Origin of the sequence: Bacillus sp. Au-Bac7 (assembly GCF_021341655.1) — a bacterium.
In the GTDB taxonomy this organism is placed as follows: Bacteria; Bacillota; Bacilli; order Bacillales; family Cytobacillaceae; genus Niallia.
Genome location: NZ_JAJTTG010000003.1, coordinates 448231 through 473583, shown reverse-complemented (window position 1 = coordinate 473583; position 25353 = coordinate 448231). Strand labels below are relative to the sequence as shown.

Annotated in this window: 16 protein-coding genes and 1 riboswitch; of the genes, 9 read left to right on the top strand and 7 right to left on the bottom strand. The window is 39.6% G+C overall.

What is annotated here, in order from left to right:
- Positions 1-63 precede the first annotated feature (63 nt).
- The 4 genes from LXM54_RS15355 (at position 64) to LXM54_RS15340 (ending at position 8322) form a co-directional block, all read left to right on the top strand.
- Positions 64-5466, top strand: a complete 5403-nt coding sequence (locus LXM54_RS15355) for an OmpL47-type beta-barrel domain-containing protein (RefSeq protein WP_233316076.1) — start codon at positions 64-66, stop codon at positions 5464-5466.
- Positions 5467-5631: 165 nt separating this feature from the next.
- Positions 5632-5816: riboswitch (Lysine riboswitch) on the top strand.
- A 104-nt stretch (positions 5817-5920) separates the two neighbouring features.
- Positions 5921-6754 carry a transporter substrate-binding domain-containing protein gene (locus tag LXM54_RS15350; protein WP_233316075.1) on the top strand — a complete coding sequence of 278 codons (834 nt, stop codon included), beginning with the start codon at positions 5921-5923 and terminating at the stop codon, positions 6752-6754.
- A gap of 64 nt (positions 6755-6818) precedes the next feature.
- Positions 6819-7565, top strand: a complete 747-nt coding sequence (locus LXM54_RS15345) for an amino acid ABC transporter permease (RefSeq protein ID WP_233316074.1) — start codon at positions 6819-6821, stop codon at positions 7563-7565.
- Positions 7566-7581: 16 nt separating this feature from the next.
- Positions 7582-8322, top strand: a complete 741-nt coding sequence (locus LXM54_RS15340; RefSeq protein ID WP_233316073.1) for an amino acid ABC transporter ATP-binding protein — start codon at positions 7582-7584, stop codon at positions 8320-8322.
- Positions 8323-8368: 46 nt separating this feature from the next.
- Here LXM54_RS15340 and acsA read toward each other — a convergent pair whose 3' ends face one another.
- Positions 8369-10078, bottom strand: coding sequence for an acetate--CoA ligase (gene acsA / locus LXM54_RS15335; protein ID WP_233316072.1), 1710 nt, complete (start codon positions 10076-10078; stop codon positions 8369-8371).
- A 232-nt stretch (positions 10079-10310) separates the two neighbouring features.
- Here acsA and LXM54_RS15330 point away from each other — a divergent pair, with 232 nt between their 5' ends.
- Positions 10311-11306, top strand: coding sequence for a DUF3231 family protein (locus tag LXM54_RS15330; protein ID WP_233316071.1), 996 nt, complete (start codon positions 10311-10313; stop codon positions 11304-11306).
- 31 nt (positions 11307-11337) lie between these two features.
- Here the strand turns inward: LXM54_RS15330 and LXM54_RS15325 are convergent, their stop codons facing one another.
- The 3 genes from LXM54_RS15325 to guaC all read right to left on the bottom strand — a co-directional run bounded on the left by LXM54_RS15325 (position 11338) and on the right by guaC (position 16372).
- The gene (locus LXM54_RS15325) at positions 11338-12240 is read right to left on the bottom strand and encodes a Gfo/Idh/MocA family protein (protein ID WP_233316070.1); all 903 of its coding nucleotides are present in this window, start codon (positions 12238-12240) and stop codon (positions 11338-11340) included.
- A 235-nt stretch (positions 12241-12475) separates the two neighbouring features.
- Positions 12476-15148 (bottom strand): DUF4084 domain-containing protein, encoded by a 2673-nt coding sequence (locus tag LXM54_RS15320; protein ID WP_233316069.1) that lies wholly within the window; start codon positions 15146-15148, stop codon positions 12476-12478.
- A 240-nt stretch (positions 15149-15388) separates the two neighbouring features.
- Positions 15389-16372: a GMP reductase gene (gene guaC, locus LXM54_RS15315; RefSeq protein ID WP_233316068.1), complete on the bottom strand. Its 984-nt coding sequence runs from the start codon at positions 16370-16372 to the stop codon at positions 15389-15391.
- Between the two features lie 283 nt (positions 16373-16655).
- Between guaC and LXM54_RS15310 the strand changes: the two genes are divergently transcribed.
- Positions 16656-17318 (top strand): DUF975 family protein, encoded by a 663-nt coding sequence (locus tag LXM54_RS15310; protein ID WP_233316067.1) that lies wholly within the window; start codon positions 16656-16658, stop codon positions 17316-17318.
- A gap of 44 nt (positions 17319-17362) precedes the next feature.
- Here LXM54_RS15310 and LXM54_RS15305 read toward each other — a convergent pair whose 3' ends face one another.
- Both LXM54_RS15305 and LXM54_RS15300 read right to left on the bottom strand, forming a co-directional pair.
- Positions 17363-18370 (bottom strand): FecCD family ABC transporter permease, encoded by a 1008-nt coding sequence (locus LXM54_RS15305; RefSeq protein ID WP_233316066.1) that lies wholly within the window; start codon positions 18368-18370, stop codon positions 17363-17365.
- Positions 18370-19401 carry a FecCD family ABC transporter permease gene (locus tag LXM54_RS15300; RefSeq protein ID WP_233316065.1) on the bottom strand — a complete coding sequence of 344 codons (1032 nt, stop codon included), beginning with the start codon at positions 19399-19401 and terminating at the stop codon, positions 18370-18372. The genes LXM54_RS15305 and LXM54_RS15300 overlap by 1 nt, the downstream gene beginning before the upstream one ends.
- A gap of 213 nt (positions 19402-19614) precedes the next feature.
- Between LXM54_RS15300 and LXM54_RS15295 the strand changes: the two genes are divergently transcribed.
- The 3 genes from LXM54_RS15295 to LXM54_RS15285 all read left to right on the top strand — a co-directional run bounded on the left by LXM54_RS15295 (position 19615) and on the right by LXM54_RS15285 (position 23713).
- Positions 19615-20580 carry an iron-hydroxamate ABC transporter substrate-binding protein gene (locus LXM54_RS15295; protein ID WP_233316064.1) on the top strand — a complete coding sequence of 322 codons (966 nt, stop codon included), beginning with the start codon at positions 19615-19617 and terminating at the stop codon, positions 20578-20580.
- A 117-nt stretch (positions 20581-20697) separates the two neighbouring features.
- Positions 20698-21141 (top strand): VOC family protein, encoded by a 444-nt coding sequence (locus tag LXM54_RS15290; protein ID WP_233316063.1) that lies wholly within the window; start codon positions 20698-20700, stop codon positions 21139-21141.
- Between the two features lie 94 nt (positions 21142-21235).
- Positions 21236-23713 (top strand): DEAD/DEAH box helicase, encoded by a 2478-nt coding sequence (locus LXM54_RS15285; protein WP_233316062.1) that lies wholly within the window; start codon positions 21236-21238, stop codon positions 23711-23713.
- A 37-nt stretch (positions 23714-23750) separates the two neighbouring features.
- On the opposite strand, the gene LXM54_RS15280 is transcribed toward LXM54_RS15285, so the two are convergent.
- Positions 23751-25190, bottom strand: a complete 1440-nt coding sequence (locus tag LXM54_RS15280; RefSeq protein WP_233316061.1) for an NAD(P)-binding domain-containing protein — start codon at positions 25188-25190, stop codon at positions 23751-23753.
- Positions 25191-25353: the final 163 nt, after the last annotated feature.

Here is a 25353-nt window from a genome sequence, read left to right as displayed (position 1 = left end):
TCTATGGACCTTCTGCGGGTCTTTTTTTATTGTCCTTTTTTACAAGAAGGGTAGGAATATCGGATGAGGGGAAAATCTATATTTTTAAAGTCTTTTTTATTGTTAACGCTCCTTGTATACCAGTTGGCTTTTCCAGTTGGAGCAATAAAGGCAGCCGCAAATGAAACCATCTTGCCTCCGAGCAATCTTGCTTATCAATCATCTTCACCAGATGATGGGAAATTGACATGGAGTGCAGTATACGGTGCAACTGGATATAAAGTTTATGAAATTAAGGACGGTCAGTTAACATTGCTTGGCACGACTTCATCAGTAAATTACAGCGTAAACGATCTTCCTGAGGGAGCATACAGGTACGTTGTTGCCACAGTAACGAATGATGGCGAGTCAGGGCCTTCTGCACCAGTGAGTACAGAAATAATATATCCAGATATGCAGACTCCGACAAACATTGTGTCAACAGTGAAAAATGGGAATGATATTGTGCTTTCTTGGCAAGCAGCAACTTATGCAGAAAAGTATAATATTTATATAACAAAATCTGGACAGAAATCTTTGCTGACATCAACGACAGCAAGGTCATATACAATTGAAAAGGCAGAAGAAGGAGCATACTCTTACTCTGTGTCAGCTTATAATTCCCTTTATGGAGAATCTCCAGAAAGTGAGCCGGTGAGTGTTGAGTTGGTTCATCCTGAGTTAAAGGAACCAGAAAATCTGACATTTACTATCACAAATGGAACAGATGTTAACCTAAAATGGCAAGCATCAGATTATGCAACAAGTTATAAAATTTATGAAGTAAAGGACGGTCAGCTTGAACTGCTGAAGACTGTTGCTGGTACAAGTGCTTCTTTTACAAATTTGCCAGCGGGAAATTATATTTATAAAGTTTTTGCATTCAGTGACCGATTTGGGGAATCGATTGAGGGCAGTCAAGCAGAGGTAGAAGTGAGTTCTATCGTTATGACAGGTCCTGAAAATGCTGCCTATAAAATACAAAATACAAATGATGTTGTCTTTAGCTGGAATACAGTTCCATATGCTAATGCTTATAAAATCTATGAAATAGTAGATGGTGAAAAAATATTAAAGACAACGGTAAAGGGCACAACAGCAACATTATCAAAGCTTGCTGGTGGCAGTCACGAATACGAAATATATTCATACAGTGATAGATTTGGTGAGTCTGAAACAGCCTCAAAACTATCATTCAGCATAGAAACAGTAGCGGTGAATCCTCCGGAAGGACTAACTTATAAAGTCCAAAATGGGAACGATATTGTTTTAAATTGGTCTGCAGCAGAGAATGCAACTAATTATAAAATTTATCAAATCATAGACGGAGAAAAAATAGTAAAAAGCACTGTGACAGGAACAACTGTTACCTATACGAATCTAGCAGCGGGAAGCTATCAGTTTGAGGTCCATACAAACAGTACAAGATTTGGTGAATCAGAAAACGGAACATTAGTGTCGATACAGCTAGATGAAGTGAAGCTTGCGGCACCTGAGGAGCTTTCTTATGAACTGAAAAATGGAAATGACGCTGTGCTGACTTGGAAGCAGGTTGAAAATGCAGCCAGCTATAAAGTCTATCAGGTCATTGATGGGAAGAGAACATTAAAAGCAACGGTTTCCAACACAACAGCAACAATTACGAATTTGCCTGAAGGAGACAATTCGTTTGAGGTATATGCTTACAACAGCCGCTTTGGTGAGTCAGAAAAAGCAGCAGTGCTCAGCATTCCGGTTATTTATCCGAAGCTTGCGCCACCATCAGAATTAGCGCAGACAATATTAAATCCTTCTGCCTTCACACTCAGCTGGAATCAAGCAGAATATGCCTCTAGCTATCGAGTCTATCAGCTCATAAATGGCGAGAAAGTATTGAAGAGCAATGTGAACGGAACAAGTGTAACCTATTCTAATATTCAGCCAGGAACATATAAGTATGAAGTTTATTCCTATTCATCTCGTTTTGGTGAATCAGAAGAAGGAAAAGTACTTGAGGTGACGCTTAGCGGACAGGTACTCGCAGCTCCTGAGGATGTCACTTATACTATTGCAAATGGAAATGATCTTACTCTGAAATGGAAATCGGTTCAATATGCAAATGGATATAAGATTTATAAATTATTGGACGGAGAAGAGACGTTAGAACGCACAGTAACAGGCACAAGTGTAACCCTCACTAATGTATCAGAAGGGGATTTCCATTATGTTATAAAAGCCTACTCCAACCTGTTTGGAGAGTCACCTGTTGGCGGAGAAGCAAAGGATACACTCAACTATCCAGAAATGGCACAGCCCCAAAACGTGACGAAAACTGTTACTAACGGAAATGATATTACATTGAAGTGGAATGCTGTTACTTATGCAAAGGGCTATAATATTTATCAATACAAAGATGGCGAGAAAGAGCTTGTACGCACAGTAACAGGCACAAGTGTTGTATTTTCCAATATGCCTGAAGGGGAGTATCTATATATTATTCATTCCTTCAGCGATCGTTTTGGAGAGTCAGCAGAAGGAAGTACAGCGGAATTTAACCTAACTTGGCCGATTATGCAGGCACCAGGGAATCTAACAAAAACGATCAGCAATGGAAATGATATTACATTAAGATGGAATAGTGTTACTTATGCAAAAGAATACCGGATTTACCAAATAGCTGAAGGGGAGAAAACCTTAGTCAAAAAGACAACAGGTACATCTGCGTCCTTCACAGACATGCCAGAGGGCGATTATGAGTATGTTGTATATTCATACAGTGACCGCTTCGGGGAATCACCAGAAGGAAGCACACTTACATTTAATGTAGTGTGGCCGATTATGCAGACTCCAGAAAATTTAACGAAAACAATCGCAAACGGCAATGACATTGTTCTGAAATGGAATGCATCTGCCTATGCAAAAAATTATAAAATCTACCAAGTTATTGATGGTGAGAAAGTGTTGCAAAGCACAGTAACAGGAACATCAGTAACATATAAAGATATGGCTGAAGATGACTATACATTTATTGTGCAATCGTACAGCGACCGTTTTGGAGATTCACCAGAGGAGAGTACGCTTACGTTCAATTTAACATGGCCGACTGTGCAAGTACCAGTGGTCAGCGGCAGTGTCTTTAATGCAAACAATATCACTCTCTCATGGAAAGCAGCGGATTGGGCTAATAGCTATAAAGTATATGAAGTGATAGAGGGGGAAAGAAAGCTTTTATACAGCGGAACGGCGCTTACGTATAAAGTTTATAATCTCTCAGAAGATACGCACACTTTTGAAGTGACAGCATACAGCAATCGTTTCGGTGAGTCTTTACCGTCTGAATCGTTCGTTCAGACAATTGTCTATCCAGTAATGGAAGCACCAAAGGCATCACTAACATTGCTGAGTGAGACAAGTGCGAGAATTACTTGGGACTTTGTCACATATGCTAATGGCTATAATATTTACGAAATTATAAATGGCAAGCCAGTTTTGCTTGTTGAGAACTTGAATAATTTATCGTACGAACTGAAAAACCTGACTCTTGCTAATCATGAATATTATGTCACTTCATACAGCAATTCCTTTGGAGAGTCTAAACCTTCAGAGACGGTTATCGCAAAGCTTATTGTAGATACACAGGCACCTGAGACAAAGAGCAATGCACCTGTTCATTGGATTAATGAAAATTTTTCTGTCCTTTTAGAAGCTGAAGATGATGAAACCGGAGTAGCGAATACTTATTACTCCTTAAATGAGGGCATTATTCAGGCAGGTACATCAGTCTATATCGACCAAGAAGGCGTTAATAAGCTTAGCTTTAATTCATTGGATAAAGCAGGAAATATGGAAGAAGTGAAAACTGTCTATATTAAACTGGATAAGACGTCACCTGTAACTACAATTAGTGAAATGCCTGCATATGCACAAATAGTAGATGTGCAGCTGACAAGCTCAGACTCATTGAGCGGTGTTGATAAAACATACTATTCAATCAATGGCTCTGATTATGTTGAGGGAACAAGCTTTTCGGTAGAGAAAGAAGGAACAAATGAAATCTCCTATTATTCTGTCGACGCTGCAGGCAATAAAGAAGAAGTAAAAACAGCACAAGTAAAAATAGATAAGTCAGCACCAGCTACTGAAGCCAATATAAAAGACGGTTGGGCAAATAAAGAGGTGGCAGTCACATTAACTGCAAAAGATGAGATGAGTGGAGTTGTAAAAACATACTACTCTATCAACGGCTCAGAGTATGCGGAGGGAACAGCCTTTACAGTGGAGAAAGAAGGAACAAATGAAATCTCCTATTATTCTGTCGATGTTACAGGCAATAAAGAAGAAGTAAAAACAGCACAAGTAAAAATAGATAAGTCAGCACCAGCTACTGAAGCCAATATAAAAGACGGTTGGGCAAATAAAGAGGTGGCAGTCACATTAACTGCAAAAGATGAGATGAGTGGAGTTGTAAAAACATACTACTCTATCAACGGCTCAGAGTATGCGGAGGGAACAGCCTTTACAGTGGAGAAAGAAGGAACAAATGAAATCTCCTATTATTCTGTCGACACTGCAGGCAATAAAGAGGAAGTAAAAACAGCACAAGTAAAGATAGACAAGTCAACTCCAGCCACTGAAGCCAATATTAAAGATGGTTGGGCAAATAAAGAGGTAGCAGTCACATTAACTGCAAAAGATGAAATGAGTGGAGTTGTAAAAACATACTACTCTATCAACGGCTCAGAGTATGCGGAGGGAACAGCCTTTACAGTGGAGAAAGAAGGAACAAATGAAATCTCCTATTACTCTGTCGATGCTGCTGGCAATAATGAAGAAGTGCAAACAGCAGAAGTCAAGATAGACAAGTCAGCACCAGACCTTACAATCCATAAACAATCTCTTTATGAACTTGGCACAAAATTTGTACTGGATTATGATGCCAGTGATGATCTATCAGGAATAACGACTGAAATTGCTGTTATTAATGGGAAAACGTATAAAAAAGGTGATGCCGTTCAACTTAACGAGCCTGGCGAATATAAGATAAGTGTAAGTTTGACAAACGGTGCTGGGCTGACAACTGTAAAGGAAGAGACAATTAAAGTTTATGTCCCTATATCACTTGAAGTGTTGCCAAAAGTGATTAAAGGGAATAAAGGTACCTTTACGGTGAAGGCAACTTTGCCGAAAAAATATCAATCCTTAAAGTTTGATGTATCATCGATTAGACTGAATGGAATTGCTCCTAAATTAGACAGCAAAGGCCTAATATTGCAGGCAGAAAAAGGCCAGTTCAAATTTGATCGAGAGGATTTTGACTGGGAATCAGGGGATGTAGAACTTGTGCTTAGCGGCTATCTAAATAATAAGATTTATGTAGTTGGCCAGACAACAGCAGAAGCGAAAGATTGCAGCTATAAGGGCAATTGTCTTTTCGGTTGTTTCTTCGATTGGCTCTGGTGTATAAAGTAGGTCTTTAGATGTATAAATCAAACAGAAATGGATATAGTAAAAAAGGCAGAAAACGCGTTCTGTCACAGAATTTCCAATATATTCACGGGAAAACGAGGTTGACAGATTTAGCAGCATCATGTAGCCTAAAAGATATAACTGAATGAATTAGACCTCACTTTTTTTCAGTGAGGTAGAGGCGCGATATTTAACAGTCTTTAAGCGGAGCTTGAGAATGCAATGATGCTAAAGAGAAGGAAATATCGCCGAAGTGAGCAATAGATCTCAGGTATTGCTTGCTGGGTCTGCAGTTAATAGCTGCAGGACTGTCTCAATAAACTCCCAGTTTATTGAGTTGTGCTATCTCAATTGGAAACAAAGAGAGGACTTTAGGGCAACTATAATATTGCGACCTGAGTGTATCTCAGGTCGCTTTTTGTTTAGGCGCCTAACAGACCATGTGGAGGGAAAACAAATGAAGAAAAAAGCACCATTTTTATTTTTATTGTTGCTTTCAGCTATTATTCTCTTAGCTGGGTGCGGGACAAGCAATGGGTCCGGATCCGGGGATGATGCAGATACATTTAAAGTAGGACTAGAAGCAGGCTATGCACCATTCAACTGGACACAAAACGATGATTCCAACGGAGCAGTCAAAATAGACGGCACTTCAGAATATGCGGGCGGCTATGATGTAGAAGTTGCGAAAAAAATCGCTGATGGTTTAGGCAAAAAACTAGTAATTGTCAAAACGGAGTGGGATGGACTTGTTCCAGCACTTACTTCAGGTAAAATTGATGCAATTATTGCAGGTATGTCTCCTACCGAAGAGCGTAAACAAACAATTGACTTTACAGATAACTATTACAAGTCCAACTTGGTGATGGTTGTTAAAAAAGGTGGTAAATATGATGGCGCAACATCTATCCAAGATTTTAAAGGCGCCAAAGTGACAGCACAGCTGAATACTTTCCATTACTCTGTTATTGACCAAATTAAAGGTGTTTCTAAACAGACGGCAATGGATAACTTCCCGTCAATGCGTGTTGCTCTTGAGTCAGGTGTAATTGATGGATATGTATCAGAGCGTCCAGAGGCAGTTAGTGCTTCCAATGCAAATGATAACTTTGCAATGGTTGAATTTAAAGATGGCTTTGAAACATCAGAAGATGATACAGCCATTGCTGTAGGGCTTAAAAAAGACAGTGATCTTAAAGATAAAATCAATGAAATATTAAAAGGCATCTCAGAAGAAGACCGTACGAAAATCATGGATGATGCAATTGTAAACCAACCTGCAGCAAAATAATGATAACATAAGACCGGCTGTCTTTTTGTGCAGTCGGTTTTATGATGAATAATGGAGGAAAACGATGAGTTTTGAATGGATAGTAAAAATTATTTCCGAAAACTGGCCAATGTTTCTTCGCGGTGCAGGCATGACGCTTTACATCGCATTAATAGGTACAATTATTGGGGCAGTTATCGGTTTAGTCGCTGGAATTGTCCGCACAATACCTGTGCCGGAGCGCGGCTTTAAAAAATTTATTCTAAAAGTTATTAATATCATACTTTCTATATATATTGAGATTTTCCGCGGAACGCCTATGATTGTACAAGCAATGGTCATTTACTATGGTTCTGCATTAGCTTTCAACATCGATATGAATGTAATGTTTGCAGCGGTAATTGTTGTATCCATTAATACGGGAGCATATATGGCAGAAATCGTCCGCGGTGGAATCGTGTCTGTTGAGAAGGGACAGTTTGAGGCAGCTCAAGCAGTCGGCATGAATCATTTCCAAACAATGATGAATGTTGTCTTGCCGCAAGTAGTCCGCAACATCCTGCCGGCAACAGGTAACCAGTTCGTCATTAATATTAAAGATACGTCTGTACTAAACGTTATTTCCGTTTCCGAACTGTTTTTCATGACAAAATCTGTTGCAGGCAATAACTTTAGATATTTTGAATCATTCTTTGTAGCATGTATCATCTACTTTGTGATGACATTTATTGTTACGAGAATATTGCTTTACTTCGAAAGAAAATTAGAAGGACCAGATAACTACAAAATGCTTGGCGAGGAATTGGATGCACAGCCAGGAATGAAGCAATAAAGAAGGAGGAGAGACAATGGAAAAAGTCATAGATATTCAGCATTTAAGCAAAGCCTTTGGCAGCCATGAAGTGTTAAAGGACATTGACTTCTCAGTAAACAAAGGAGAAGTTGTCAGCATTATTGGCTCTTCAGGTTCCGGAAAATCGACCCTTCTTCGCTGTATCAACATTTTAGAAAAGCCAAGCGGTGGTCAAATCATCTTTAATGGAGAGAATATCCTTGATGATAAACATGATATATTTGCTTATCGAAGAAGATTAGGAATGGTGTTCCAGCAATTCAATCTCTTTAATAACCATAATGTTTTAAGCAATTGTGTGGTAGGTCAAATCAAGGTGTTGAAGCGTTCAAAGGCGGAAGCAGAGAAGATAGCGATGAAGTATTTGAAGGTCGTTGGTATGGATCGCTATATAAATGCCAAACCAAAACAGCTGTCAGGCGGACAGAAACAGCGTGTTGCTATTGCTAGAGCGTTGTCAATGGAGCCAGATGTTCTGCTTTTTGATGAACCTACTTCAGCGCTTGACCCAGAAATGGTTGGAGAAGTATTGAAAGTAATGAAGGAGCTTGCTGAGTCAGGACTTACAATGCTGATCGTAACACATGAGATGGAGTTTGCAAGAGAGGTATCTGACCGTATCGTATTTATGGACAAAGGGGTTATTGCAGAGCAGGGAACTCCTGAGCAAATCTTCCTGAACCCAACTCAAGAGCGCACAAAGGAATTCTTGAAGCGCACATTAAAAGAAGCCTAAGAATCAAAAATCGCACCCCAATTGCAGACAATTGGGGTGCTTTTTATTAATCATCCAATGTTGATAAATCACCAGTAGGCAAACCAAGCTCCCAAGCTTTCAAGACGCGGCGCATTATTTTACCGCTTCTTGTTTTAGGAATCTTTTGGCAAAATTCAATCTCTCTTGGTGCTGCATGTGCTGCTAAACCGGTTTTTACAAACTGCCGTATTTCCTCTTTTAGCTGATCTGACTCTGTATATCCATCGGTAAGGGCAACAAAGGCTTTAATGATTTCTCCTCTAATAGGGTCAGGCTTACCGATAACACCCGCTTCAGCGACAGCAGGATATTCAATCAGCTTGCTTTCAACTTCAAATGGCCCGACCCTTTCTCCAGCAGTCATGATGACATCATCCACACGACCTTGGAACCAGTAGTAGCCATCTTCATCTACGTAAGCACTGTCGCCTGAGATATACCAATCGGAGACAGGGAAATAGCTGTCGTACTTTTCCTGGTTGTTCCAAACTGTGTGCATAAGGGAAGGCCATCCCTTTTTTATTGCCAAGTTGCCCATCTGATTTGGAGGGAGGATGTTGCCTTCATCATCAAGAATAGCTGCTTCTATGCCAGGAAGCGGCTTCCCCATTGACCCTAGCTTTATTTCTAGGCATGGGTAATTACATATAAGCTGTGCTCCAGTTTCCGTCATCCACCAAGTATCATGAATTCTTTGCTTGAAGGCTGTTGCCCCCCAGCGGATTACTTCTGGATTTAATGGTTCTCCCACGCTTAAGACATGCCTTAAGGAGGAAAGATCATGGCTAGGTTCACCTGCAGCCATCAGCATGCGAAAGGAAGTAGGTGCACTGTACCAAACTGTTACACCAAAAGTTTCAATGGTTTTATACCAGCCCTCAGGACTGAAGCGGCCGCCAACCACAATATTTGTTGTCCCAGTTAGCCAAGGACCAAAAATACCATATGATGTACCTGTTACCCAGCCCGGGTCAGCTGTGCACCAGTAGATATCATCCTCCTGTAAATCTAACACCCATTTTGCTGTCTGATAGTGCTGAATCATTGCATTATGGACATGCAATATACCTTTAGGTTTACCTGTCGAACCAGAAGTGTAGTGAAGTATTAAGCCATCCTCGCGGTCCACCCACTCAATATCAAGTTGATCTGATGCTTCCTGGAAATACTTTTGGTAATCAAGATAATTATTCTGCTCCTCCAAATTTTCTCCAACGAGAAAAATCGTTTCTAAGGCAGGAAGGTCTTTGACAGGCACCCTTTCAATTAACTCTGGGGTTGTGATGAGGACTTTCGCAGAGCTGTCATAAAGGCGGTCTTTAACTGCATCTTCCATGAATGCCTCAAATAAAGGGCCGACAATTGCACCGATTTTAATTGCTCCTAATAAGGCGAAATAAAGCTCTGGTGAGCGGGGCATAAAGATGAAAACACGGTCACCCTTTTTTACATTTGCTTTATCTCTTAAAACATTGCCAGCCTTATTGGTCAGCTGCTTTAAGTCGCCAAATGTGTATGTCTCATTTCGTGTGCTGCTGAGGTAGCAAAGGGCTGGTTTATCCTTTTTTGAACCTTCTGCGTGTCGGTCGACCGCTTCATAAGCCAAGTTGACTTTTCCTGTTGTATGCCATGAAAAATGCTCTTCTGCTTGTTGCCATTGAAATTGTTCATACATCACATCATAGTTTTCAAGATTATAATTGCCTTCAACAGGTGGAAACGCTTCTATTTTCATAGGATAAATCATCCTTCCTCTCAAGTCTTGGACTTACTCGGAAATGCTGTTTAAAACCATATACACAATTTTAATGATGAAAACGCTTTATTATGACTATTTTATAAAAAAGTATCAAAATGATTCAATAGCCAAATTAACTAGTTTATGTATTTTTTTAGCTCAACAGCAAACAATGATAGTAATTAAGAATGAGTACAGCAGGCGGAAACTAAATAATGGAGGAATGGAAATGCAAAATAACCCTTCGATTACGTCATCAGAAATTGGCGTACTTTGGATGACATATCAACAAAAAACAATGATTATCAGTATGCTGGAATATCTCATTAATAAAGCAGAGGATCCAAAGGCAAAAGATATAATGACTGATTTATATAAGGAAACAAAACCGTATTGTGAAAAAATAAGAAAAATTTACGAAAAAGAAAAGCTGCCTGTACCGGTAGGGTTTAACAGTGAAGATGTGAACCCTGAAGCCCCAAAGCTGTTCGATAATGGGTTCGACATTATGTTTATCAGACTCATAAAAGAAATCAGCATGGGCATGCATACACTCAATCTGACGATGGCTTATCGGAGTGACATCATGCAGCTGTTTAGAGAGATGACGATAATAACACAAAAGTACTATGACCGGTGCACATCTTACTTGCTTGAAAAAGGTCTGCTTCCGCGCGCCCCATATGTAGCTGTCGAAGAAGGGGTCGAATTTGTAAATGAAAAGAGTTATTTAAGTGGAAGCAATTTGTTTAATGAAAAAAGATCGTTAAATACAGTGGAAATTTCCCATATGTACCATGCAGTTGAAACAAACTTGATTGGAATGCAGGTAATCAACGGTTTTTCCCAGTGCGCGAAGGAAAAAGAGACTAGTCAGTACTTTGCTAAAGGAGGGGAGCTTGCCAAGGAAATTGCCACAAGCCTGGGAGATATTATCTTAAAGAATGACACCCAGCTTCCTGGGCTTTCAGGAGGGAATGTGACAACATCTACGGTAGCGCCTTTTTCAGATAAAATCATGATGTATTGTATCAGCTTATTTTGCAGTTTTTCCTTAGGTGGGAATTCACTTGGAACTGCCTTTAGCTTAAGAAATGACCTGCCTGTCAAGTTTTCAATTGTCATGAAGGATGTATTTGAATATGCCCATGAAGGTGCAAAGCTTATGATTAAATATGGCTGGATGGAAGAGCCGCCGCAAACAAGTAAAATAAAAACAAAATAATTAAAAGCAGACAGCTGGCAGCTGTCTGCTTTTAATTATTAATGCGTTGAACAATTTGCTCGCAAATAAGATGTGTTATAAGAGAATCCTCTATCGACGGATCAGGTATCTGTTCATTTGCTACACAGTCAAGAAAATGATCGGTAATTTGGTAAAAACCCCGTTTAAATAATGTAGGCTCCCAATCGCCAAATTTCGTCACATTCATTTGTTTATGATGATAATGAACGGTTTCAACAAGACTGCTAACAACATATTTGTGAAGACCAGTATGATACTCGATTATTTCCTCTGTTACTCCACCATTTCGATTCATGATTCCGATGGCAATGCAGTTTTTGCCGATAAGCTGAACGATGAGCTGGTTGAGGGTTTCATCAGTCTTAGAGCTCTCGACATTAACTGCAATGACTTCTTCATCCATTAAAAAGCGCAAGGTATCAACAACATGGATGAAGTCTTCTACCACCACTTTTCTTGGGATATCGGGCAATGCAAAGCGGTTTTTTTGCATTAATATTAAATTAGCTTTGCCTTTTTCCTTTAAGCTTGCCACCATAGGAATAAATCGGCGATTAAAGCCGACCATGGCAATTAGTCCATATTTATGTGCAAGCTCGACTATTCTCTCTGTTTCATGCAGATGTAAAGACACTGGTTTGTCTATATACACATGGATTCCGTGCTGAAGCAATAGTTCGGCTGTTTGGAAATGAGTCTCTGTTATTGTGGAGATAAAAGCAGCTTCTATGTTTTTTAATAGCAGCTCCTCAACTGTTTGCACTCTATCCTGAATTCGATATTTTTCAGCAAGCTTTTGGAGTACAGCTTCATTCCTAGTGCAGAGTACTAATTCTATATTTTCTCGTTCTGTCAGAACAGGCAGATAAGCCTTCTTAGCAATATCACCTAATCCAATTACTCCAACCCTCATCTTCATCGTCCTCCAAGTAATTAGTTACTTTGCTTTTAAGTATAAAACAAATAGAACTATAACAAAAAGGCTTGAGACAAAATAAAATATAGCCTATCGAAATACGAATAATAAAATTACAGCTAAATTTAAAAAATGAAGCTTGTGACTAAATAGAATATGGCTTTAAAATTAGTTCGTTTCATTGCGCTCCAGCCATTCGCTTTACATACTTAATTCCCAGTCCTCTGGTGAATCAGTCACTTATAGATAAATCAGGCTGCCTGTTTAGCAAATCTTCCATTTCACTGCTTCCACAAGGTCTTCCGAAAAGATAGCCTTGCATTGCATGGCAATTAATTGATTTCAGAAGCAATGCTTGATTTACTTCTTCTACACCTTCTGCAAGTACATCTAAGTTTAAGTTTTGTGCAAGATCAACAATGGAAGAGATAATGGTTTCCTTAGATTTATTTTCCTCGAGCTTATTTATGAACTCTTTTGCAATTTTCACTGTATTAATTGGAAACTCAGCTAGATAGGAAAGGGAGGAATAGCCTGTCCCAAAATCATCAATAGAGATAGTTACACCTAATGCTTTTAATGCATGTAGTTTAGGCAGAACTGCTTGTAAATTATTAATAGCAGTTTGTTCTGTGATCTCTAAATCTAAAAAGGAGGAATCTAATTTAGAGATAGCTAATGCTTGTTCTACATTGGTCAAAAGATTTTCCTGATAAAATTGTTTCGGAGAAAGGTTAACTCCCATTTTTAGATAGTAGCCTTTATCATGCCATTTTTTTGCTTGTTTGCAAGCCTCCATTAACACCCATGCACCGAGTTTGTGTATAAAGCCTGACTCTTCAGCGATTGGGATAAATTCACCTGGCAGCAACAGACCAAGCTGTGGGTGCTTCCAGCGGATGAGCGCCTCTGTGCCAGTAATTTTTCCTGCAGATAAATCCATTAATGGTTGATAATGAAGGAAAAACTCCTTGTTCTCTAAAGCATAAGGCATATCCTTTTCTAATAACAGTTTTCTCGTATAAGCTTTTGCTGCATCAGAATAAAATAAATAACAGCCTTTGCCGTTCTCTTTTACTTGATACATTGCTGTGTCTGCTTTTTTCATTAATTCAACAGAAGTCGTGCCATGATCAGGGTAGAGGGCGACCCCAATGCTTGGTGTACTTATGAGCTGGTGGCCGTTGATATCATGAGGGAGCTTTAATGATTTTAGCAGCTCCTTAACGTATTGCTCTGCACTCTCTTTAGTTGTTTCTTTTAGGACAATAGTAAATTCATCGCCGCCTTGTCTAGCTGCCAGATCTGCCAGGGGAAGACTGTTCTTAATTCTGCTTGCTACAGAGAGTAAGAGTTTATCGCCAATATCATGCCCTAAAGTATCATTGATGCTTTTGAACTTATCTAAGTCGACAAATATGACTGCAAGCTGTTCCTTCCTTTCCTGTGCTTTTTCGATTGCCTCAAGGAGATAGGACTCAAATCTTGCTCTATTTGCCAAGCCTGTCAATGGATCATGAAAAGCAAGAAACTGAATTTTTGCCTCGTTTTTTTTGAATGCAGTAATATCTCTGCCGATGCCAAAGATACCGACAATCTTATTTTTTACGACAATGGGAATATTAGTGATGCTGTAATAACCATGACCATATTGGCTATTGATGGCAACTTCATAAACTTGAGGAATGCCTTTTCGCACCTTTTCATAATGTTTTAGAATTTCGTCTTCCTTCGACATTAAGAATGTTGTGCTAGCCAAGCCTTTAATATTTTCATTTGCCATTCCAAGCATTCTTGTCCCAGCATTATTCACGCTCACAAAGTTTCCATCTAAGTCCATAGAAAAGGCAGCATCTGGATGGTAATCAAAAAGAGATTGATAATGCTGTTTATTTAATTCAGCCTTTTCTGTTTGTTCATAAAGGCTGTTAACAAGCCGTCTGTTTTCCGTGATAATCAGGATTTGTCTTAATAGAACAAGCAGAATGGAAACGCTTGTCCCAATTGTTAATGCGTCCATGCCTTCTGAATTTGTAATCATAAAAATAAACAAGATGATGACATTAACATATGGCATGGCTGTGCGAAGAACATCCCGCTGCATGAAATTACTTTTTCGTACTTCTATCTTTTTCTGCGGAGCATTTCTATATAAATTGCCAGTAAATCCGACAAGCAGTGTACCTAACAAGAATAATGGATCAACAAAATCCCCAGATTGATAGCTATCATGATATTGTAAATAGAAATACCAGCTGTCTGCCAAAATATAAATTATTAATCCTGTCAAAATAAAAAAAATGCTCTGACCGGAAAGAAACGACTTTGGACCGAACAGTACGAGAATGACTCCAGCTAAAACAGCTAAATCACCGATCGGGTATGCTAGTGTTATTGCTAAAGCAAAATGTGACATTTGTGCTGAATTAATAATAGGGCTAATGATAAAATGCCAGCTGAAAGTAAATGCAACAGTCATTAAAATAGCAACATCAAATAAAAACCGGGCAACCTGCAATTTTCTTTTGACTAGTGATAGATGATATAAAAATGCGCCAAAGAAGGCAAGAACCTGTATAAAATAAAGAACATCCAAAAAGCTTGGAAATGGAATTTCCTGCTTAAGAATGTTTTCTTGGAAAAACCAAGAAACCTCTGAAAGCATATAGCTCATATTTCCGATGAACAGCAAATACCAAAACGTTTTTACAGGCTGTTCGCTTCTTTTGGCAGCATGTAAAAGCCATAAGGATGCGGCACAGCTGCCTAACACACAGAGAATGTTTGCTCCCCATGTCAGTACAGATTGATTTTCCTGAAATAAATACAACCAGATATAATAGATAACAGTAATAAGCAGAGTAAAAGTAAAACTTAATAAAGGAATTGTATTTTGTCTTTCCATAATGTAACTCCTTGATAAACTTGTGAAAGCAATACTGATAAGTAGCTTTTCCTTTCTTCATCTTATAAGATTTCCTTGGCGTTGCATACTAAAATTTAGGTGATTGTAATAATTGGAAGTGTTGTGATGTGCAAGGGGGAGAAGGATGCTAATGCCTGTTAAAAAGCGGCGAGGAATGTTTCATGTGAAACTTTTGTAAATTAAAAGAGCAAGCGTCTTAACGACAGCTTGCTCTCTTTATTAATAAACTTTGTCTCCGTTAAAGATGGAGTTTTTTACAATAACATAATCAACATTGCGGATGGCATCCAGTTTCTTTCCGCCAGCATAAGAAATAGAAGACTGCAAGTCTTGCTCCATTTCAATTAATGTATCCTGCAGGGAACCTTTATGCTCTACATACATTTTTTTGCCTTCAACGTTTTTCTTTTCGCCTTTTTGGAATTCAGAAGCAGATCCAAAATACTCTTTGAAAAGCTTTCCGTCTTTTTCAAACGTTTCTCCAGGAGATTCCTCATGACCAGCAAAAAGGGAACCAATCATGACCATGGAAGCACCAAATCGAACGGATTTCGCAATATCCCCATGTGTGCGGATACCGCCGTCAGCGATAATTGGTTTGCTCGCAGCCTTTGCACACCAGCGAAGTGCTGCTAGTTGCCAGCCGCCAGTTCCAAAGCCTGTTTTAATTTTTGTAATACATACTTTACCAGGTCCGATACCAACCTTAGTTGCATCAGCTCCTGCATTCTCCAGCTCTCTGACAGCTTCTGGTGTACCAACATTACCAGCAATAACAAAGCTTGCAGGCAAATGCTGTTTAATATGCTTAATCATTCTGATTACAGCATTAGAATGACCATGAGCAATATCTATTGTTATAAATTCAGGAACTAGGTTCTTGGAAGCAAGTTCTTCAACAAACCCATATTCCTCTTCTTTAACTCCTACACTAATTGATGCAATATATCCTTTTTGTTGCATATCCTGGATAAATGCCTTTCTAGTTTCAGGCTGGAAGCGGTGCATAATATAGAAATATCCATTTTCCGCTAAATATTCAGCAACCTTTTCATCTATTATTGTCTGCATATTTGCAGGAACAACTGGCAATCTAAAAGTATGTCCACCCAATGTTACAGATGTATCACATTCTGAACGGCTATCCACGATACATTTTGCGGGAATTAACTGTATATCTTCGTAATCAAATACGTTATCCATAGTTTACACTCCTAAATACGAATATTTTAGTATGTTTAATTAAAATTGTTCGTCCCTATGGTACTTTAACTCATTTTTAACAGTATGTCAAAGTTTTTTGATAATTATGTAGCTGATAATTTGTTCTAGCTTGGTTTCTTTTGAATACAATGTATGGGGGTACACCTAAATGATTGTAGTTTGCCTTTGTCATAAATTGACGAAGGGTGTAAATTTCCCGGGAAATTTATATACAATAATGTAAAATATTGCTGCACTTTGTCTTTTAGGAGGAGATAAATACATGAAAATAGGAACTATTAAAAAAGAAGCTTTACATGCTCTAAGAGGGAATTGGGGACCGGCAGTACTGGTAACTTTTATTGTTTTTGTTATTAGCGCTTTTGTTCCTTTAGTTTTTGAGGTGCCATTAAGCGGCGGGTTTGAGGCTTGGGTGCTGCAGGATGCAACGCCATTAGGAGCAACTATTGTGAGCACTCTCATCTCGGTGCTGCTCGTTCCGTTATCAATTGCCGTACTTTGGTACTTTTTGGACTTAGTGCGAGGGAAACTGCCTAAAGTAGCAGATATATTCCTTCCATATAAAGACCTTGGGTTAGGCTTGAAAATAATTGGTACATCCATTATGCAAAGCATATTCTTATTTCTTTGGTTTTTGCTATTATTCATACCTGGTATTATCAAATCATTGTCTTATTCGCAAACATACTATTTACTAAAGGATCATCCTGAGTATTCCGTATTTGAAGCAATAACAGAAAGCCGTAAACGAATGGTCGGCTTTAAGTGGAAGTATTTCCTTCTATATTTAAGTTTTATTGGCTGGGGATTGCTGTCTATCCTAACACTTGGCATTGGTTTTCTGTGGCTTGCACCATATATCAGCACAACGCTTGCAGTATTTTACGACAATCATATTTCAGATAAAAAGGCAGAATTAGAATAAATATAAAAAAGGAAAAGGCAGTGAATGCCTTTTCCTTTTTTGATTTAATCTTTTATAAGAAGGTAAATAAAATACGGTGCGCCAAGGCAGGAGACAACAAGACCTACTGGTATTTCAGTCGGTGCCATTAAGTTTTTGCCAATTGTGTCAGCAGTCAAAAGCAATAAGGCACCTATTAATGCGGCAACAGGGAGGAGTGTCTGATGTCTAGGACCGATTATTCGTCTTGCCAAGTGAGGGGCAATCAAGCCTAGAAAAGAGATTCCTCCGCCGACAGATACGCAAGCTCCTGCAAGAGCTACTGAAATAAAGAGAAGGATGCCTCTTTCACGTTCAATTGCTACTCCAAGCCCTGCAGCAGTGTTTTCACCAAGCTGTAATAAATTCAGCTTATGGGACTTATACAGAGCTAAAGGTACAAACAGGCAAATCCAAGGGAGCACTGCAAAGACATAATCCCAGCTTGCGCTCCAGATGCTTCCTGTAATCCAAATAGTTGCTTGTGTGAAGTCCCGAGGGTCCATCATTAATTGGAAGATAATAATTAACGCGCCAAATGCAGAATTAATACCAATTCCAACAAGCACAAGTCTTACCGGCGAAACGCCATCCTTCCAAGCAATCATATAGATAAGACCAGCAGCAAGCAATGCCCCAAGCAAAGCAGAAAAAGGCATAATAAAAACAGATGCAGTGCCAAAAGATCCTTGGAAGAAGAAAATATAGAGAATAACCGCAAAACCAGCACCGGCATTGATGCCAATGATACCTGGGTCTGCAAGGGCATTGCGTGAGACGCTTTGCAGGATAGAGCCAGCAATAGCCATGCCTATACCTATCAAAATGGCTATAACCATGCGCGGCAGTCTAAAGTTGAACAAAATGTTCGCACTTTGCGGTGAGCCTTGTCCTAAAAATGCTTGCAGCACCTCAGATGGCGATATTTTTATTATGCCCAAGTTTAAGCTCAGAAGGAAAACAACAATAATCGCAGCAATTAAGCTTATAACTGTAACAGTAAAGCGCTTTGTGGTCCATTTTGTCTGAGACATTATAACCCCCTCCCTTCACGGCGAGCTAAATAAAGAAAGAATGGAACCCCAATTAATACGGTGATGGCTCCTAACGGCGTTTCAAACGGCGGGTTTATGACGCGCGCACCAACATCGGATATAACTAAAAGAAGGGCGCCGACTACTGCCGAGCATGGAATGATTAACCGGTAATCAGGACCAACTATAAAGCGGACAATATGCGGTATCACGAGACCGACAAAACCGATTGTTCCGCCGACTGCAACTGCAGCACCAGTTAAAACTAATACGGCGATAGTGCCAAGAAACTTGACTAAACCTGTCCGCTGCCCGAGACCTGCGGCAACATCTTCGCCTAGGCTTAAAACAGTAATTGACCTGCTGATAAACAGGGCAATAACCAGACCGACAATGACAGCAGGAAGAAGCAGCTTAATGCTTATCCACTGAACACCGGCAACTCCGCCTGCATACCAGAAGCTTATATCCTTGGCAATATCAAAGAACAGGGCAATACCTGTTGAGATGGAACTGAGAAGCGCTGTTACTGCTGAGCCAGCAAGCGCCAGTTTAATTGGAGTAAGTCCTCTTTTGGATAAAGCGCCTATTGAAAAAACTAACAATGTGCCTAAGCCTGCACCTAAAAATGCAAGCAGCATAAGTACTAGATTTGAAGCGGATGGCAGAAAGGCAAAACTAATTGCAATCATAAAGCCTGCTCCAGCTGTAACTCCCATAACGGAAGGGGAGGCAAGGGCATTTCTTGTCATCCCTTGCATAATAGCTCCGGAAACTGCCAAAGCTGCTCCGATTAAAGCAGCCGCAACCGCCCTCGGCCAGCGGAGACGATGAATAATTTGATGCTGAGTAGACTGAGGGTCATAATGGAAAATACTTTGCCACACTGTTGATATACTGATATCAGCTGCACCATATATGATGGATAAGCCCATCGATGCCAGCAAGAGGGCGAGACCGAAAAAGATGACAGCTGTTGCTGTTTTTGGTCTGTAAATATCTTTTTGTACACCCGTTTTATTTTTTTGCATAAAAGGACCAACTTTCCGACCAGATTTCATAATTCCTTTTTATAAAAATATGTAATTAGTGCAAAATAATAATAATCTTCAATTGACTGTTAAAAAATTTGTCGTTTTCTTTAATAAATTTTACTAGAAAATGATAAAAAAATACATAGTCTATTGAAAATGATAATTGTTATCACTTATAATGATTGTATAAACACTCAGGAGGGTACATAGATGTCCAATAAAATGGTTAAATCGCTTTTATTTGCTAGTTTATTATTAGTATTTACTATATTAGCTGCATGCGGTAATGAAAGCGATTCAGATAAAGATACAGGAACAGATACTGCGGAAGAAGCAAAAGACCGCACATTAACAGATGCTATGGGACATGAAGTGACTGTTCCGGCTGAACCAAAAGCAGTAATTGGCTCTTATTTAGAAGATGAGCTTGTTGCACTAGGTGTAACACCTGCAGCACAATGGTCTATCCAAGATGGAGCAGGCGTACAGGATTATCTGCAAGACTCCTTGAAGGATGTGCCGACAGTTGACTCAGAGCTTCCTTACGAAGCTGTTGCTAGCTTCAATCCAGATTTGCTGCTGATGACATCAGCTGCTACTGTAGAAGGTGCTAAATACGAGCAATATACAAACATTGCGCCAACATATGTTGTTTCTGAAGAAAACAACAATGATTGGAGAAAAAGACTGGAAACAGTTGGAGAAGTGCTAGGTAAAGAAGACGAAGCTAAAAAGGTTTTAGCTGATTATGATAAAAAAGCAGAAGAAGCAAAAGCAAGCATTCAAGAGGCTGCCAAAGGCGAATCAGCAGCAGCAATCTGGCTTGTGGGCGGACAGCTGTTTATGGTTGGTGAAAATGTATCAAGCGGTGCAGTATTGTACGGTGACTTAGGTTTAGCAGTACCGGAAGTAGTTAAAGAAATTTCTAAAACAGCAACTGGCAACTGGTCTTCGGTTTCACTTGAAAAGCTTGCTGAGCTTGATGCTGATCACTTATTCCTAATTAACAGTGACGGCGAAGCTGCTGAAACGTTGAAAGATCCGCTATGGTCTAATATCCCAGCAGTGAAGAACGGAAATGTTTACGAGTTTAGTCCTGATACTAGCTGGTTATACTCGGGCTCTATTGCTAACACACAAATCATTGACGATGTTGTGGAAAGCTTAACGAAATAACCCAAATTGGCACATTCCTTTTTCAGGAGTGTGCTTTTTTTAAGAGATGTAAACAAAGGGATATGTTGCTGACATAGCGAAATAATATAGCAAGGAAAAAATGACAGGAGGAAACATATGAACAGAATCAATTTAATCGCACTTGGTGTAAGAAAAATTGCAGACTCACTGGCATTCTATAAATCAATAGGGTTTCAAGCATCTGTCGTCGGTTCAGATGAAGAACCAGTCATTGTGTTTTTTAAAAACCAAGGCTCTAAATTAGAGCTGTATCCTCTTGAGCTGCTTGCTAAAGATATTAATGAAGAAAATCCGCCATCAATAGTAGAGACTGGAGGATTTCCCGGATTTACGCTTGCTTATAATGCAAAATCTGTTGAAGAAGTGGATGCTATTTTCACAAAGCTTGCTGAGCTTGGTGCCAAAATAGCAAAAATGCCACAAGCAACAACTTGGGGAGGCTACAGCGGGTATTTCAAGGACTTGGACGGTTATTATTGGGAAGTTGCATATGGGTCAGACTGGGAGTTTGATGAATCGGATATGCTTGTCATTAACTAAGAGGAAGGGAAAGACCATTAAAATGGTCTTTTTTGAATTGATTTTCCTAAATGAAAGAGACTAATGGAAAGACTTATGTGAAGAGGTTGTTTAAATGAGTGAACTACTAGAAGGATATTACGACAAATCAGTAGAGAAAACAAAGAAGCTGATTATTGAGGATATAGAGAGATATCTGCAGGATAAAGAGAAAATGCCTTCCTATGAGCAATATTTGCGGGAAAGAGGAGAGTTTATCCACCAAATATGGCTTAACACGTGGATTAACATGACTGGAAGTGAGGCATCCGGCAGAGAAAAGAAAGAGTATTTAGAGGAAAAGGGAATAGAGACGGAGGGCTTAACGAAGAAAGTAATCAAGCAATTATTCAGACAGGAAATAAGAGAACCGAAAAGCTATAAGTTTGAAGAATGGCTGGATACGCTGTACGCAGGAAAGGAACTGGAATGGGAAGCCCTTTATACGAGTGTACGGGAAAAATATTTTGAATGGAAAACAACGCAAGAAATACAGGAAAAAAACCGCAAGCTGAACAGGAAATTTGCCTATTATATAGAACAGGAGCTTGGAGAGCATTATGAGGAATTGTATTTATATGTTCGCTACTTGATTGGCTGTCACTTAGAAGTGGAAATAGAAGGGAATGGCATTATTCTGTCTTCAGATGATATTATGTTTGAAGATTATTTATACAATGAACTAGACATGCCATATAACCAGTTTTATTTTGTAGAGGACAGAACAGCGGCTTATGAGGACATGATCATTGCTTATTTAGGTGATTTTGGACCAAATTGGCTGAAACAGCATCTTCCTAAACATCTGCTTGACGAGTATCTTAAGTACTCGGAGAAACCAGTTCCGCTCTCCTATTTAAGGGAAATAGCCAGTGAATTATTTGAAGATATTGCTTCAGACTTCTTCGCCGATCTTCTTGAAGAAAGGCTGGCAGATTTAACGAAGCTGATTGATATTCCTTTTGATTTAGAAATCCATAGGGATATTTATATAAAAGATAAGGAGTGGAGAGAGCGGCGCGAACGGGAAGAGCGCGAAGAAAAAAGAAAGCGCAAAGAAAAAGAAAAAAAGATGCTTGAAGATATTTTTGGAATGGAATATAGTCCTCCGACTGGCCGGGATATTCAGTATAAACTCCATGTGGGTGAGACAAATACGGGAAAAACCTTTCGTGCTATCCAAAAAATGAAGGAAGCAGCAAGCGGTCTGTATCTTGCGCCATTACGCTTATTGGCATTGGAAATATATGAAAGGCTGAATGACGATGGCGTCCCTTGTTCGTTAATAACTGGAGAGGAAGAAAAACTTGCGAAGGAAGGAAAGCATCTTTCCTGTACCGTCGAGATGTTTCGTGAAAAGGACTTTTATGAAGTAGTTGTCATTGATGAAGCCCAGATGATTGCTGACAAAGACAGAGGTTTCTCATGGTATAAGGCAATCACGAAAGCAAATGCAAAGGAAGTACATATTATTTGCAGCTTTCATGCAAAAACGATGATTTTGGATTTGCTTGGAGATTCAGATGTGGAAGTGAAGGAATATGAAAGAGATACCCCATTGAAGGTAGAGTCCTCGCCATTTAAGCTGAGCGACACGAGAAAAGGTGATGCACTTGTCTGCTTTTCAAGAAGAGGCGTTTTAGAGACTGCTTCACAAATTCAAAAGATGGGACGGCAGACGAGCATGATATACGGCAGTATGCCGCCAGAAACGAGAAAAAAACAGATGCACCGATTTATTGATGGAGAAACATCTGTTATTGTTTGTACGGATGCGATTGGAATGGGGTTGAACTTACCGATCAAACGGATTGTTTTCCTGGAAAATGATAAATTCGATGGAACTAAACGAAGGATACTCACATCCCAAGAGGTAAAACAAATTGCAGGGAGAGCAGGACGCAGAGGTTTGTATGAAGTGGGCAGAGTAGCATTCGCAAGTGAGCCGAGAATGATGAAGGTGCTGCTTGAGAAAAAGGATGAGGATATCACTGGCTTCACAATTGCGCCGACTTCTGCTGTTTTGAAGAGGTTCCAAAAATATTCCAACAGCTTAAGCTTGTTTTTTTATCTATGGGAGAACTTCAAAAATCCAGAAGGTACAAGAAAAGCAACATTAGCTGATGAAATGCTCTTATATGATATGATTAAGGACACATTGGTTGAGGCGAGGCTGTCCTTAGATGATCTATTCGGGTTTTTGCGTCTTCCATTCTCTGCGAATGAGCCTGTTTTGCGGGCACAGTGGAAAAGCAAAATGATTTCCATAGTGGAAAACAACGATTTGCCTGATCCTATTATAAATAAATCAAGCTTAGAAGAACTTGAACTTTCATACAAATCTGTTGGCCTGCATCTTCTCTTTTTATATAAGATAGGCAAAGCGACAGAAGCCTATTATTGGGAAAGAGTTCGTGAAGAAATAAGTGATTTGATTCATGAACAATTAAAATCTGGCGTTAAAATACGCAGAAATGTATGTGAAACTTGCGGGAAAGAACTGCCGCACCGGTTTAAACATAAAATATGCAATGAGTGCTTTTTCATCAGATAAAAAACAGCCAAAGGCAAATTTGCCTTTGGCTTCCTTTTTAATTTAATGTAGATGCTGCTGATTCTTTTTTAGGCCAAACCCCTGCAAACTCCTCTACATCATAGGAGAGAAAATCATGTAGCTTTTGCTTTCGATCATCAAGAAACAGCTCATCTGCTACAGCCGAAACGATTCTTGGGATTCCGTAGCGCATGCCGGACAGGGCAGAAGCAGACAAACCACAGCTGATAAGCGCCGAATAATTAAAGGCAAACAAACCGTAAAGGAGCGCTTCTCCAGCTTTATCCTTACTTATGAAGGAGAAACCATTACTTAAATATGGATGGGCATCAATAGTCGGGTTAGCAATATCTTTAGGTGCTTGGTAATAATCTTTCCAGCGTGTAATATGCTTTTCCACTAATTTAAGCTCAGGGCGAAGCGCTGGATCAGTTATCAGGCCAGTGCTGATAATAAGGAAATCAAACTTCGCCTTACTTTGAGGTGTAGTTACAACAGCTGCACCTTGCTCCTCTTTAACTTCAAGCCACGGGGACCCTAAATGAAGATGAAATCCTGGCCAATTGCTAGCCCGCTCGAAGATGTCATTTGTAGGCGGCTGGTTGAGCTTAAAGAAATGTGCCATTCCTGCATATTTCTCTGCGTCGGAAAAGGCGGGGTAACGCTCAATCATCCCTGAAACTTCCATTTGCCGGATTGGATTAATGCGAGGCAGCTCTTTTCTGCGGACAAATACATGTACCTCGCTGGCACCTTTCTGGAGCGCGTAATTGGCATTATCAAAAGCAGATGCTCCTCCTCCTAATACAGCCAGCTTTTTCCCTTTTAGTTCAGTAAAATCAATGGACTCAGAAGTATGGGCATAAAGACTTTTTGGCAAAGATTCTGATAAGAAGGAAGGTACATGCCACTCACCGCCGCCTTGAATTCCAGTTGCAAGGATGACTTTTCGCGCCAGCAGCTTTTCCTGAACATTCCCTTGTTTGCAAACATGGAGGCAATGCAATCCCTCACCAAGCGGTTCAATGAGTTGGAGCTTTGTGTCATTAATAACAGGTAGATTTAAGATTCTGCGATACCAGCGTAAATAATCCATCCAATCTCCCCGGGGGATTTTATCAAGCTGTTCCCAGCCCTCCACTCCTGCCTGAGCCTCCCACCATGCCCGGAAGGTTAAGGAAGGGATGCCAAGGTCAATGGATGTTAAATTTTTCGGTGTGCGCAATGTAATCATTCTTGCGTACGTATCCCAAGGACCTTCATAGCCTTCAGGGTTTTCGTCTAGGACGAGAATATTACTGATCCGTTCCCGCAGCAGACCAAATGCAATTCCTAATCCTGATTGTCCACCGCCGATGATGACTGTGTCATAAACATGACCATTCTTATGAGAACGGGGCTTCATCCAATCTGGTCCGCCAAAATTTATATAAGATAAATCCGTTTTTACTCGTTCATTTAGTGCCTCTAAGCTCATGTATCCTCATCCCTTCCTTACTTTTTCATGTATAAATATAGTAAATAATATAATTTTATGTTAGGTTTTATTACATAGTTGCGTTATGAAATAATGGTATCATTTTTGTATGTTTATTGTATGGATAAAATATCTAAATTTTCACTCTTTTTTTAGTTATTTC

What these genes read in the sequence shown, in the direction of transcription:
- LXM54_RS15355 (WP_233316076.1), top strand. Translation starts at nt 64, where the DNA reads ATGAGGGGAAAATCTATATTTTTAAAGTCTTTTTTATTGTTAACGCTC.
- guaC (WP_233316068.1), bottom strand. Translation starts at nt 16,372, where the DNA reads ATGGATAACGTATTTGATTACGAAGATATACAGTTAATTCCCGCAAAA.
- LXM54_RS15295 (WP_233316064.1), top strand. Translation starts at nt 19,615, where the DNA reads ATGTCCAATAAAATGGTTAAATCGCTTTTATTTGCTAGTTTATTATTA.
- LXM54_RS15350 (WP_233316075.1), top strand. Translation starts at nt 5,921, where the DNA reads ATGAAGAAAAAAGCACCATTTTTATTTTTATTGTTGCTTTCAGCTATT.
- acsA (WP_233316072.1), bottom strand. Translation starts at nt 10,078, where the DNA reads ATGAAAATAGAAGCGTTTCCACCTGTTGAAGGCAATTATAATCTTGAA.
- LXM54_RS15330 (WP_233316071.1), top strand. Translation starts at nt 10,311, where the DNA reads ATGCAAAATAACCCTTCGATTACGTCATCAGAAATTGGCGTACTTTGG.
- LXM54_RS15320 (WP_233316069.1), bottom strand. Translation starts at nt 15,148, where the DNA reads ATGGAAAGACAAAATACAATTCCTTTATTAAGTTTTACTTTTACTCTG.
- LXM54_RS15285 (WP_233316062.1), top strand. Translation starts at nt 21,236, where the DNA reads ATGAGTGAACTACTAGAAGGATATTACGACAAATCAGTAGAGAAAACA.
- LXM54_RS15305 (WP_233316066.1), bottom strand. Translation starts at nt 18,370, where the DNA reads ATGTCTCAGACAAAATGGACCACAAAGCGCTTTACTGTTACAGTTATA.
- LXM54_RS15310 (WP_233316067.1), top strand. Translation starts at nt 16,656, where the DNA reads ATGAAAATAGGAACTATTAAAAAAGAAGCTTTACATGCTCTAAGAGGG.
- LXM54_RS15300 (WP_233316065.1), bottom strand. Translation starts at nt 19,401, where the DNA reads ATGCAAAAAAATAAAACGGGTGTACAAAAAGATATTTACAGACCAAAA.
- LXM54_RS15280 (WP_233316061.1), bottom strand. Translation starts at nt 25,190, where the DNA reads ATGAGCTTAGAGGCACTAAATGAACGAGTAAAAACGGATTTATCTTAT.
- LXM54_RS15290 (WP_233316063.1), top strand. Translation starts at nt 20,698, where the DNA reads ATGAACAGAATCAATTTAATCGCACTTGGTGTAAGAAAAATTGCAGAC.
- LXM54_RS15340 (WP_233316073.1), top strand. Translation starts at nt 7,582, where the DNA reads ATGGAAAAAGTCATAGATATTCAGCATTTAAGCAAAGCCTTTGGCAGC.
- LXM54_RS15325 (WP_233316070.1), bottom strand. Translation starts at nt 12,240, where the DNA reads ATGAGGGTTGGAGTAATTGGATTAGGTGATATTGCTAAGAAGGCTTAT.
- LXM54_RS15345 (WP_233316074.1), top strand. Translation starts at nt 6,819, where the DNA reads ATGAGTTTTGAATGGATAGTAAAAATTATTTCCGAAAACTGGCCAATG.